We start from the raw sequence: 12,367 nt of genomic DNA on the forward strand, positions 1-12,367 counted from the left end.
GGCCTGTTCCCGGGGGACTTCAAGTGCGGGGGGCTGGTTCAGCCTTGCCCCCAGGAGTCCTTCAAGGTCACGACGCGGTTCAGGATGGGCGCATCGGGCGTCGACGTCACGCTGTCCAGCGTGAAATAACCCAGCCGTTCGAACTGCCACGTCACGCCGGGCTCCAGCTGCGTGCCCGGTTCCAGCCAGGCCTGGACAGTCTTGCGGGAGTCGGGATTCAACGCCGCGATGAAGTCCTTGTCGCCGGCGTCGGGATGCGGGTCCGCGAACAGGCGGTCGTACAGGTGTATGGTCGCGCCGACCGCGTGGGCCGCGCTGACCCAGGTAATCGTGCCCTTGACCTTCACGCTGTCCGCGCCGGGCGTTCCGCTGCGAGTCTCCGGCAGGTATTCGGCCTGCACCTCGACCACATTGCCCTGCTCGTCCTTCACGAACCCGGTACAGCGCACCACATAGCCGTACTTCAATCGCACCATATTGCCCGGGTACAGGCGGAAGTACTTCTTGGGCGGTTCCTCGCGGAAGTCGTCCTGCTCGATCCACAGCGTGCGGGAGAACGGGAATTCGCGCTGGCCCTGCGCGGGATCGTGCGGATTGCGCGGCGCGCTGCACGTTTCGACACGGTCTTCGGGATAGTTGGTGATGACCAGCTTCAGGGGCTGGAGCACGGCCACGGAACGCGGCGCCACCGGGTCCAGTTCGTCACGCACGGCTGCTTCGAGCAGGCTGTAGTCGATGCGCGACTCCGACTTGGAGATGCTGGTCCGATCGCAGAACAAACGGATCGCGGAAGCCGGATAGCCGCGGCGGCGCATGCCGAACAGGGTCGGCATGCGCGGGTCGTCCCAGCCGTCCACGTGGCCGTCGCGAACCAGCTGCAGCAGCTTGCGCTTGCTGGTCACGACGTAAGTCAGGTTCAGCCGCGCGAATTCGTATTGGTGCGGCAGGGGGCGCGCCAGCAGGCCGAGCTCGGCCAGCCGGTCCAGCGTCCAGTCGTAGAACGGCCGCTGGTCTTCGAACTCCAGCGTGCAAATGCTGTGCGTGATGCCTTCCAGCGCGTCCTCGATGGGATGCGCCCAGGTGTACATCGGATAGATGCACCACTTATCGCCCGTGCGGTGATGCGTGGCGTGGCGCACGCGGTAAATGACCGGATCGCGCAGATTGATATTCGGCGAGGCCATGTCGATGCGGGCGCGCAATACCATGCTGCCGTCCGGATGCTTGCCGTCGCGCATTTCCGCCAGCAGGTCCAGCGATTCCTGCGCCGGACGGTCGCGCCAGGGCGAATCCTTGCCGGCTTCGGTCAGCGTGCCGCGATTGGCGCGGATTTGCTCCGGCGACTGCTGGTCCACGTAGGCGTAGCCGGCGCGGATCAGCGCCTGCGCGAATGCATACATGGTGTCGAAGTAATCGCTGGCGAAATACAGCTGTTCCCGCCCGCCCGGGTCTTTCCAGTCGAAGCCCAGCCAGCGCACCGCTTCGATGATGGCATCGACGTATTCCTGGTCTTCCTTTTCGGGATTGGTGTCGTCGAAGCGCAGATGGCAGGCGCCGCCGTAGTCCCGCGCCAGCCCGAAGTTCACGCAGATGCTCTTGGCGTGGCCGATGTGCAGGTAGCCGTTGGGCTCCGGCGGGAAGCGCGTGCGGATGCGGGCAGGATCCAGGCCGCCCTGGGCCTGCACCGAGGCCGGACCGGGAACGCCGGCCCAATGCTTGTCTTTGAAGCGTTCGGCCTTGAGATCGGCTTCGATGATGTGCCGCAGGAAGCTGGCGGCGGCAGGGGGCGGGGAAGCAGTGGTCATGCTGTGCGGGAAAAGGCGGCGGCAAAGGGACAATTTTGCCACGTTCGGGGCCCGCCGCCTTGCGGAAGGTCAGGGTTGCCCATTCCGGAGGCGCGATTGGCGCAAACTACGTCTAAACTAGCGCCCACCATGAGCATCCCCCCTTTATTCCTGGGACGTCTGCAGTTCATCGGCAGCCTGGCATTCGTGGCGCTTTTCATGGCCCTGGCCCTGGCGCTGTCCTGGCTGCTGTTGTATTTCAAGCTGCGCGCCCGCACCAGCGGCGATGCCGGCTGGACCTCCGCCTATCGTTTCTGGGTGCGCATCTTCGCCCTTGCCTTCATCCTGGCGCTGGCCTGCGGCGTGCCCGTACTGTTGCAGCTCGGCACCGTGTGGTCCGGGCTGATGGACAAGATAGGCAATGTGGCAGGGCCGTTGGTGGGTTTCGCCGTCCTGTCGGTGTTCGCGTTGAAGTCCTGCTTCCTGGGCGTGATGCTGTTCGGCCAGCGTCGCGTGTCGGAAATCGTCCATACCCTCTCGGTGCTGATGGTCGCGCTGGGGCATCTGGCCACCGTTTTCTGGGTGCTGGCCCTGGTGTCGTGGGCGCAGACCCCGGATGGCGCGGTCGCCGTGGACGGCCGGTTTCAGATCTACGATTGGGCCAGGGTGGTGTTCAACCCCGCGCTGGGATGGATGCTGGGCTCTACCGTCCTGGGCGCGTTGCTGACGGCGGCTTTCCTGATCATGGGCATTACCGCCTGGCAGGCCTTGCGCCGGCCGCTGGACGACGGCGAACGCCTGGGTTTCCGCGCCGCGCTGGGCCTGGCCTGCATCGCGGCGGCGCTGCTGGCGCCGGTAGGGGCGGGGATGGGCAAGCTTATCGCGCACTACCAGCCGGCCAAGGCGGCCGCCGCCGCCCCTTATTGGCATGAGGGCGACCCGCCCGACCTGGTCGTGCTGGGCTGGCCGGACGCCGACAGCGCCACCAGCCACGGCGTCTGGACGCTGAAAGACGCGGCGGCGCGCTGGCTGGGCCGCAACGTCAATGGCCATTTCCTGGCCCTGGAAAACTACGCCAACATGCAACCGCCGGTGGCGCTGACATTCTGGTCCCTGCGGGGCGTGGCGATACTGGCGATCCTGATGACCTGCGCCGCCTGGGCCACGCTGCTCAAGCTGCGCAAGCGTGGCTTCGATCCCTCCTTCCTGTCGCGGCGCTGGTTGCGCGCGCTCGCGTTGATGACGTTTTCCGGCGCGGCCTTCGTGGCTGTCGGCTGGATATTCACGGCGGTGGGCATCCAGCCCTATGCGGTGAACGGTGCCGTCACGCAGTCGGAAATCCTGGGAACGGCCTCGCCGCGCGCGCTGTTGTACGGGACGCTGGGCTATGCGGTGCTGTACGGGGTGCTGGGCACGGCCTTCGTGCGCATGCTTTTCCATGCCGCGCGCTATGGCGTCGTGCCGGTGCGCAGGATGGCGGGAGTCGCATCATGATCGCCACGCTTGCCGCGTCGCTGGGCCTTGCCCCGGACGATCCCTCTTTCTGGATGCCTTTGGTGTTCATGGGAATGCTGTTCGTGCTGGTGGTGGCCGGTACGGTGCTGGACGGCTTCGACCTGGGCGTCGGTATCCTGCTGCAGCTGGCGCCCACCGAGGACCGCGGCCGCATGATGGCACTGCTCAGCCCCTGGCGCGATGCCAACGAGTTCTGGCTGTTGCTCGGTATCGGCCTGTTCGCCGCGGCGTTCCCATTTGCCTGGGGGAACGTGCTGGGGCAGCTCTACGCGCCGTTGACACTGATGGTGCTGGGCGTCGTGTTGCGCAGCGTGTCGTATGAGTTCCGGCTGCGCGCGCGCACCGAATCCAAGCCGCGCTGGGTAACGGCATTCTGGATCGGTTCGCTGATGACGGCCTTCGGCCAGGGCATGGCCCTGGGCCGTATTGCGACCGGGTATCAGAATACCGCCGGCTACCACGGTTTTTCGCTGTTCGTCGGTTTATGCGCGGTGGCGGCCTACGTGCTGCTCGGTGCCTCGTGGCTGACGATGCGGGTGGATGGCGATCTGCAGCGCCGCGCGGTGCAGTGGGCGCGGCACGCGATCCGCTGGACCGCGGCGGGCATGGTGGCCATCGCGGTTACGCTGGGCCTGGCCAACGCCGGCATTTTCTATAAGTGGAGCAACCTGTCCCATCTTGGCCTCGCCGTCGCGGTGTGGGTGGCCATGCTGCTGGGTTTCGTCGGTACGGAAATGGTCCTGATGCGCTTGCCGCGGCACGCCGAACGTTTCAGCTGGGTGCCGTTCGTCGCCTGCGTGGGGCTGTTCCTGCTGATGCTGACCGGGCTGGCATACAGCATGTTCCCTTTCCTGATCCTGGACGACATGACGCTGTGGGATGGCGCGGCTTCGCTCGGATCGATGCGGCTGGTGCTATCCGGGGCGATCGTGGCCATTCCGCTGATCCTGGTGTTCAACATCCTGGCCTACCGGTCGCTATTCGGCAAGGCGCGGCGTCCCGCGAACGCCATCGCCGGCATGCCCGGACGGCAGTGAGCCGCCGCGGCCCGCTGCGCCTCAATTGCGCAGCGGCAGGGCGATTTCCACGCGCAGCCCGCCGCTTGCCGCGGTGCCCAGGGTAAGCGTGCCGCCATGGGCGCGCGTGATGGCTTCGACCAGCGCCAGCCCCAGCCCCACATTGCCTGTCCGCGTGCGCGCATCGTCAAGCCGGGCGAACGGCCGCAGCGCCTCGGACCGGCGGTCCGCCGGGATCCCTTTGCCATGGTCGGCGACGCACAGTACGGCCATGCCGTCGCGTTCGGCCAGCGATACCTCCACCGGCGGCGCGCCATGGTGCAGGGCATTGCCGATCAGATTGTCCAGCAGGCGGGCCAGCGCGACCGCATCGCCCTGCACCGTCATCGGTTGATCGCTGTCGATGCGCAGCTCCACCGGGGATCCCGCGCCCTTCCAGCCCTGCACGCGCTCGGTCAGCCACTCGGCAAGCGGGACGGGGGCATATCGGTAACCCGCCGGATCGGTGCCGCGCACGAAGCCGATGAACTGGTCGACCATGTATTGCATGTCCTGGAGGTCCTTGCGCAGGCCCTCCGTCAACACGGCATCGTCGGACATTTCGATGCGCAGCCACATGCGCGAAAGAGGCGCCTTCAGGTCGTGCGGCAGGCCGGCCAGCAGCGTGCGGCGGACGGACTCCGATTCCTGCAGCGCGTTCAGCATGGCATTGAAGCGTTCGCCCAGCACGCGGGTCTCGTGCGGACCGGACGGCACGACGCGCTGCGGTTGGCCCGCGGCAAGTTTGTCGGCGGCTTCGGCCAGGCGGGTGATGGGACGCGTGATATGCCAGGAAAAACCGCCCGCCAGTATCAGTACCACGCCGAAGGTGGCCAGCCATGTGATGACGATGGGCGTCGCCAGCGGCGGGTCCAGCCGGTCCAGCGGAATGACGAGCCATTCGCGCAGTTGCGGCGCGTCCTCGCTGCTGGGATTGGGCGCCAGGGAAATGAAGACCTCCGGCCGCGGCCCGCGCGACAGCGCGACGCGGGTGCCGTCGTTCAGGCGATTGTTCAGCTGGTGCACCAGGCCGCGCAGGTCGCGGCGGATGTCGTTGTCCTCGCCATCGGGACGATTCCGGCGGTATTCGCGGATCTCGGCCATCCGGGCATCGCGGTCGGCGGCCGACACGCCATCGCGCAGGGGAGGCGGCGGCAGTCCGCCGCCATGGAAGCGCGCCAGTTGCGCCTCGGCGGGAAGGGTGCGGGCCCACAGATGCCACTGTCCGCCGGAGGCATCGCGCACGAAGCCGGCGCGGTCCTCCGCCGGCACTTCCGATACCGCGGCGCGCAACGTGCGTATCGTCGTGACGATGTAGTCCATTACCACGTCGTCGATGAACCGTTGCCGGTAGTGCGAGCCCACGGCAAGCGTGCCCGCCTGGGCCAACAGCATGCAACCGAGCACGAGCAGTATCAGGCGGGTGCGCAGGGAATGCGGAAGCAGGGAGCGCGGCGAAAACCTGGTCACGGCGAGAATCGGTAGCCTATGCCCCATACCGTCTGGATCCAGCGCGGTTGCTTGGGGTCGTCCTCGATGGCGCGGCGCAGGCGCAGGATGGCGATATCGATGGCGCGGTCGTTCCGTTCGCCGGCGTCGTCGTCGCGGGCCAGGGCCAGCAGGCGTTCGCGCGACAGCGGCTTGCCGGCGTTGCGGACCAGGGCTTCCAGCAGATTGATTTCCCCGCCGGTCAGCTTGACGGCCACGCCGTCGCGCAGCAATTGGCGCGTGGCGGGGTCGAAGACGAAGGGGCCGAAATTCACGGGCGCGTCGCGCGTCAGCGCCGAGGGGCCCTTCTTGCGGCGCAGGACGGCTTCGATGCGCGCCAGCAGTTCGCGGGGATCGAAAGGCTTGCCCAGGTAATCGTCGGCACCGGCCTCCAGGCCGATGATGCGATCCACGGCTTCATCGCGGGCCGTCAGCAGGATTACCGGAATGTCCTCACCCTGTTCGCGCAGCCGCCGGCAGGCATCGGCGCCGTCGCCGCCGGGCAGCATCCTGTCCAGGACCAGAAGGTCCGGGGCATAGCGGGCAATGCGCGCCGGCAGGTCGGCGGCATCGGGCGCCAGCAGGGTGTCGTAGCCGTGCCGGTTCAGATAGTCGGCCAGCAGTTGCCGCAGCGCGGGGTCGTCGTCGACGACCAGCAATTTAGTATGAGGTGTTTCCATGTCCGCATATTGCGAGGCCGGGGCCCCGCGGGCAAGGGGAGGAAATGGACTGAAATCGGAAATCGACCCGAACTATAAAGCACGGCCCCATTCGGCTCCGATTAAAATACGCCGTTCCAGGGGGAGGTGGAGTTTTGTAACGGCCAGGATGACGGCTTTCAGTTGCAATCCCGATAGATAACGTCGATCCCGGCACCGGAACTTTGGCCTTATGCATGTTTTTGTCCCGCGGCGCGCCTGCCGCGCCGCGCTTGCCGTCGCATTGGCCTGCTGCGTCCACGGGGGCGCCGTAGCCGCGGAGGCTCTCGCATATCCCGCACCCTCGATGTCGGGCGCCGGCGCGCGCGCTCCGGTCCTGCTTGCCCAGGCGGGCCGCGGCCTGGGTGTGCTGGCGCCGGCCTTGCCGCTGCCGGTCAGGCCCCCAGGCCAGGGGCAGATCACCGCCGAGCTGCTGCCCTGCCAACCCGTGCCGCCGTTGCAGGCTGAAGCGCCGGCGGGAGACGCCGGCACGGACGCCGCCGGGCCGGCCATGGATACGGCCAAGGGCGCCGATAGCTCGACGACATCGCCTGCGGATACCGCCAGGGGCGCGGACGGCTCGGCGGTTTCCCCGACGAATCCCGCCAAGGGTCCCGGTTCAATCGGGTCGTCTCCGGACCCCGCCAAGGATGTCGCCCCCACCATCGCCGACGCGGGGATGGCCGCTGGCCAGGGCCAGCCTGCCGCCGAGGCGGGCGGGGAGGCGGCGCCACTGGACTGCATCGCCGTGCCGACCGCGGCGGCGGAAGCCGCGGATTCCACCGCCGGCGGCCTGGACCTGGACTACGTCCCGCTGCCTCCGGGGTCCACGCCGGTCAAGTGGGGGCGGCCCCTGGGCACGCCCAAGCCCTGGTTTGCCGGGATATCGCCGCAGGGCGGCATGCAATTGGGCGAGCGCAATCTGACATATCGCAACGTGGAGGGGCCGTCGGTGTCCCTGGGCTCGCTGACACCTTTTTCCCCCGCCTGGAGCAGCGCCGCCACGATAGGGGGCGTGCAGGTGTCCAACCTCACCACCAGCAGCGATGCCACGGTCCCTGAAGGCAAGCTGGGCTATTCCTCCGTATGGGGACGCATAGACAACACCGATCCCGGCCTGACGGCGGGCGGCGTTCAATATGGCCCGACCGCCGGCAGCAACAGCCTGCGCTACGGGGTCACGCCCGACATCACCCTGGAGGGGCAGGTCCAGAGCGCCCACGCCCTGACCGCCACCGGCCTGGGCACCACCTACTCGATGGGCGAGTGGGGCACGCTGCAGGGCGGCGCGACGCAGAGCCGTTTCGATACCTCGCAGGGCTGGCGCTACAGCCTGGGCTACAACGTCAAGGTGTTCGATACGCTGAAACTGGGCTACGGCAACGAACTGACCAGCAGCGGCTACGGCGACCTCTCCACTTACCAGGACGGCGCCACCGCGACCGCCCAATGGCGCAATACCTTTTCGGCCGGCCTGCCGATCAGCGGCTGGGGCGAACTCAGCGGCACTTATTCCGGGCTGCGCGACACCACCGGCGAAATGCTGGAACGGCGCTACGGCATTTCCCAAAGCATGATGCTGTCGCCCAATGTCCGCCTGGCCGTGGGCGCCGATCACGACGTGGTCAGCGGCGACTACGGCGTCAATATGCAACTGACCATGCCCATCGGCGGGCGATAGTGCCGTTCCCGGCACAGCGCGCGCGTGCAGGTTTGCCCGCTCCTATAAAATGCCGCGCATGATGCAATCGGCTTTCCTTCATGTCTGAGCCGCGCGCCCTGGAAGTCCTGCGGCGCGTCTTCGGCTACGAATCCTTCCGCGGCGAGCAGCAGGCCATCGTGGATCACGTCATCCAGGGCGGCGATGCGCTGGTCCTGATGCCCACCGGCGGCGGCAAGTCGCTCTGCTACCAGGTGCCCGCGCTGGTCCGCGAAGGCACCGGGGTGGTGGTATCGCCGCTGATCGCCTTGATGCAGGACCAGGTCGATGCGCTCACCGAGCTCGGCGTGCGCGCGGCCTATTTGAATTCCACCCAGGATTGGCGCGTCGCGCGGGATGTCGAACGCGCATTCCTGGACGGCGAACTCGATCTTCTCTACGTGGCACCCGAACGCCTGCTGACCGACCGCTGCCTGGAATTGCTCGAACGCGGCCGTATCGCGCTGTTCGCCATCGACGAGGCGCACTGCGTGTCGCAATGGGGGCACGACTTCCGTCCGGAATACATGGGCTTGTCGCTGCTGCACGAACGCTGGCCGCAGGTGCCGCGCATCGCGCTGACGGCAACCGCGACGGCGGTGACGCGCACGGAAATCGCCCAGCGGCTGGCGCTGGACGAGGCGCGCCATTTCGTCGCCAGCTTCGACCGCCCCAACATCCGCTACCGCATCGTCGAAAAGAACGAGGTGCGCAAGCAACTGCTTGACCTGATCCGCAGCGAGCACGCCGGCGATTCGGGCGTGGTCTATTGCCTGTCGCGCGCACGGGTGGAGGAAACCGCCGAATTCCTCTCCAACAACGGGGTGCTGGCCTTGCCCTACCATGCCGGGCTGGGCGCGGCGGTGCGCTCGGCGAACCAGTCGCGCTTCCTGCGCGAGGACGGCATCGTCATGGTTGCCACGATCGCCTTCGGCATGGGCATCGACAAGCCGGACGTGCGCTTCGTCGCGCATATCGACCTGCCGAAGTCGGTGGAAGGCTACTACCAGGAAACCGGGCGCGCGGGTCGCGATGGATTGCCGGCCACGGCGTGGCTGGCCTACGGTCTGCAGGACGTGGTGCAGCAACGCCGCATGATCGACGAATCCCCGGGCGACGAGTCGTTCCGGCGCCGCCTGGGCCAGCAACTGGACGCCATGCTGGGGCTGTGCGAAACCGTCGAATGCCGGCGCGTGCGCCTGCTTGCCTATTTCGGGCAGCAAATCACTGCCTGCGGCAATTGCGACGTCTGCCTGGATCCGCCGCAGGCATGGGACGGGACGGTGGCGGCGCAGAAGGTGCTGTCGGCCGTGTACCGGCTATGGAAGGAGCGCGGGCAGCGCTATGGCGCCGGCCACATCATCGATATCCTGCGCGGCAAGACCACCGATCGCGTGAACCAGTACGGACACCATACGCTGTCCGTCTTCGGCGTCGGGGCGGACTTATCGGATTCCGCCTGGCGCGGCGTCCTGCGCCAGCTGCTGGCGCAGGGGCTGCTGACCGTCGATACCGAAGGCTACGGGACGCTGGCATTGACGGAAGCCAGCAGGGACGTCCTTAAAGGCGAGCGCCAGTTGATGCTGCGCCGGGAGTCTCCCAAGGCTGCCCGGGCAGGCAAGAGCGCCGGGACGCGCTCGCGGGCCCCCGTGGCGGAACTCCCCGCCGATGCGCAACCGGTGTTCGAGGCCTTGCGTGCATGGCGGGCCGGGGTCGCCCGCAACCATGGCGTGCCGGCCTATGTCATTTTCCATGACGCCACCTTGCGCGAAATCGCCCTGGCCCGGCCGGAAACGGCCGATGAACTGGGCGGCATCAGCGGAGTAGGCGCGCGCAAACTGGAAGCCTACGGCGACGAAATCCTGGAATGCGTGGCCGGCTTCGCCTGAATTTCAGCCGCCGAACAGGTCCCCGCTGCCGCCGGCCGTGCCGGCGGGAGGCGCCAGGCCCAGGTGGCGCCAGGTGGTCTGCGTGGCCATGCGGCCGCGCGAGGTGCGTTGCAGGTAGCCGTGCTGGATCAGGTAGGGCTCGATGACGTCCTCGATGGTGTCGCGTTCTTCACCGATGGCCGCGGCGAGGCTGTCGACCCCGACCGGCCCGCCGTCGAACTTGTGCACGATGGCTTCCAGCAGCTTGCGGTCCATCAGGTCCAGGCCCTGGGGATCGACCTCCAGCATGGACAGCGCCGCGCCCGCGACTTTCGCGTCGATGTGGCCTTGCGCCTTGACCTCGGCGTAATCGCGCACGCGCCGCAGCAGCCGGTTGGCGATGCGGGGCGTGCCGCGCGAACGGCGCGCGACTTCGTCGGCGCCTTCCGGCGTGATGCTGGCCTGCAATAGGGCGGCACTGCGGGTAACGATGTGGGCCAGGTCGGTGGCGTTGTAGAACTCCAGCCGCGACACAATGCCGAAGCGGTCGCGCAGGGGGTTGGTCAGCATGCCGGCGCGGGTGGTGGCGCCGACCAGGGTAAAGGGTTGCAGATCCAGCTTGACGCTGCGCGCCGCGGGGCCTTCGCCGATCAGAATGTCGATCTGGAAGTCTTCCAGCGCCGGGTAGAGGATTTCCTCGACGACCGGCGACAGGCGATGGATTTCATCGATGAACAGGACGTCGTTCTTTTCCAGGTTGGTCAGGAGCGCGGCCAGGTCGCCCGGGCGCTCGAGCACGGGGCCGGAGGTCTGGCGCAGCTGCACGCCCATTTCGTGCGCGATGATGTGGGCCAGCGTGGTCTTGCCCAGGCCGGGGGGGCCGAACAGCAGGACATGGTCGAGCGCCTCGCCGCGCTTGCGGGCGGCCGCGATGAAGATCTCCAGCTGTTCGCGCGCGCGGTCCTGGCCGACGTAGTCGCGCAGAATCTTCGGGCGCAGGGCGCGTTCGATGGACTCTTCGTTGGGCGATACGGGCTGCGGCGCGACCAGGCGGCCGGCGTCGGGACGGGACGAGAGAGAGTCGGACTGGATGGCCATGTCGGGAGGGGCAAGGATAGCCCGCCTATCGTACACCACAGGCTCGTCCGGCCATGGCGGCGCGTGCCGCGCTGGTCTATGATCCCCCGGTTTTTCCATTCTTCCTGCCGAGGAAATTCCATGTCGCGCCAATTGCCCACCTACACCGATGTTGTCGCCGCCAGCGAAAGATTGCAGGGCGCTGCCCATCGCACGCCTGTCCTGACCTCCGGCACCGCCGACGCGCGTGCCGGGGCGCGGGTCTTCTTCAAATGCGAAAACTACCAGCGCATGGGCGCCTTCAAGTTTCGCGGCGGCTATAACGCAATCGCGCGGCTGACGCCCGAACAGCGGCGCGCCGGGGTGCTGACTTTTTCCTCCGGCAATCATGCCCAGGCGATCGCGCTGGCGGCGCGCCTGCAAGGCGTATCGGCCACCATCATCATGCCGCTGGATGCGCCGGCGGCGAAACGCGCGGCAACGGAAGGGTACGGCGGCAAGGTCGTAACCTACGATCGCTACAAGGAAGACCGCGAGGCCGTCGCCACGCGCCTGCAGGCGGAAACGGGCGCGACGCTGATCCCGCCTTACGACCATTTCGATGTCATCGCGGGACAAGGCACGGCCGCCAAGGAATTGTTCGAGGAAGTGGGGGAACTGGACTACCTGTTCGTGTGCCTGGGCGGCGGCGGGCTGCTGTCGGGCTCCCTGCTGAGCGCGGCGGCGCTCAGCCCATCGTGCAAGGTGTATGGCGTCGAGCCCGAGGCCGGCAACGATGGCCAGCAGTCGCTGCGGGCCGGCCACGTCATCCCCATCGCCACTCCCAAGTCGATCGCCGACGGCGCACTGACGACGCATCTGGGCGAGCTGACCTTCCCCATCATCCAGAAGCATGTCACCGACATCGTCACGGTCGCCGATCCGCAGCTGGTGGATACGATGAAGTTCTTCGCCGAACGCATGAAGATGGTGGTAGAGCCCACCGGCTGCCTGGGCGCCGCGGCGGTGCTGGAACGGGTCGTTCCGGTGCGCGACGCGCGCGTCGGTGTCATCATCAGTGGCGGCAATGTGGATCTGAAAGCATACGCGGGCTTCCTCGCGTCCTGATCCATGCCCGGCCGATCGCCGGCCCGTGCTTGCGTCAACCCGGGCCGCCGGCGCAGAATCGACGCTGTTTGCCACA

Annotated in this window: 9 protein-coding genes; 5 read left to right on the forward strand and 4 right to left on the reverse strand. The window is 67.4% G+C overall.

Annotation, left to right across the window (positions count from 1 at the left end; translation table 11 throughout):
- Positions 1 to 38 precede the first annotated feature (38 nt).
- The gene (locus CAL28_RS05700) at positions 39 to 1,805 is read right to left on the reverse strand and encodes a glutamine--tRNA ligase/YqeY domain fusion protein (protein WP_094840374.1); all 1,767 of its coding nucleotides are present in this window, start codon (positions 1,803 to 1,805) and stop codon (positions 39 to 41) included.
- A 129-nt stretch (positions 1,806 to 1,934) separates the two neighbouring features.
- Here CAL28_RS05700 and CAL28_RS05705 point away from each other — a divergent pair, with 129 nt between their 5' ends.
- The gene (locus tag CAL28_RS05705; RefSeq protein WP_094840375.1) at positions 1,935 to 3,278 is read left to right on the forward strand and encodes a cytochrome ubiquinol oxidase subunit I; all 1,344 of its coding nucleotides are present in this window, start codon (positions 1,935 to 1,937) and stop codon (positions 3,276 to 3,278) included.
- A complete protein-coding gene (locus CAL28_RS05710) occupies positions 3,275 to 4,336 on the forward strand; it encodes a cytochrome d ubiquinol oxidase subunit II (RefSeq protein WP_094840376.1) in 1,062 nt (353 codons plus the stop codon). The genes CAL28_RS05705 and CAL28_RS05710 overlap by 4 nt, the downstream gene beginning before the upstream one ends.
- A gap of 21 nt (positions 4,337 to 4,357) precedes the next feature.
- Here the strand turns inward: CAL28_RS05710 and CAL28_RS05715 are convergent, their stop codons facing one another.
- Positions 4,358 to 5,824 carry an ATP-binding protein gene (locus CAL28_RS05715; protein ID WP_440588352.1) on the reverse strand — a complete coding sequence of 489 codons (1,467 nt, stop codon included), beginning with the start codon at positions 5,822 to 5,824 and terminating at the stop codon, positions 4,358 to 4,360.
- Entirely contained in the window at positions 5,821 to 6,522 is a 702-nt protein-coding gene (locus tag CAL28_RS05720; RefSeq protein WP_094840378.1) for a response regulator, read from the reverse strand. The genes CAL28_RS05715 and CAL28_RS05720 overlap by 4 nt, the downstream gene beginning before the upstream one ends.
- 211 nt (positions 6,523 to 6,733) lie before the next feature.
- Here CAL28_RS05720 and CAL28_RS05725 point away from each other — a divergent pair, with 211 nt between their 5' ends.
- Positions 6,734 to 8,221, forward strand: coding sequence for a fimbrial protein (locus tag CAL28_RS05725; protein WP_141218142.1), 1,488 nt, complete (start codon positions 6,734 to 6,736; stop codon positions 8,219 to 8,221).
- Positions 8,222 to 8,301: 80 nt separating this feature from the next.
- Positions 8,302 to 10,128, forward strand: a complete 1,827-nt coding sequence (gene recQ, locus CAL28_RS05730; RefSeq protein WP_094840380.1) for a DNA helicase RecQ — start codon at positions 8,302 to 8,304, stop codon at positions 10,126 to 10,128.
- A gap of 3 nt (positions 10,129 to 10,131) precedes the next feature.
- Here recQ and ruvB read toward each other — a convergent pair whose 3' ends face one another.
- Positions 10,132 to 11,205 carry a Holliday junction branch migration DNA helicase RuvB gene (gene ruvB, locus CAL28_RS05735; RefSeq protein ID WP_094840381.1) on the reverse strand — a complete coding sequence of 358 codons (1,074 nt, stop codon included), beginning with the start codon at positions 11,203 to 11,205 and terminating at the stop codon, positions 10,132 to 10,134.
- Positions 11,206 to 11,325: 120 nt separating this feature from the next.
- On the opposite strand from ruvB, the gene CAL28_RS05740 reads away from it, so the two are divergent.
- Complete coding sequence (locus tag CAL28_RS05740; RefSeq protein ID WP_094840382.1) at positions 11,326 to 12,291, forward strand: threo-3-hydroxy-L-aspartate ammonia-lyase; 966 nt, start codon at positions 11,326 to 11,328, stop codon at positions 12,289 to 12,291.
- Positions 12,292 to 12,367: the final 76 nt, after the last annotated feature.

The organism is Bordetella genomosp. 11, from assembly GCF_002261215.1.
Lineage (GTDB): Bacteria > Pseudomonadota > Gammaproteobacteria > Burkholderiales > Burkholderiaceae_B > Bordetella_C.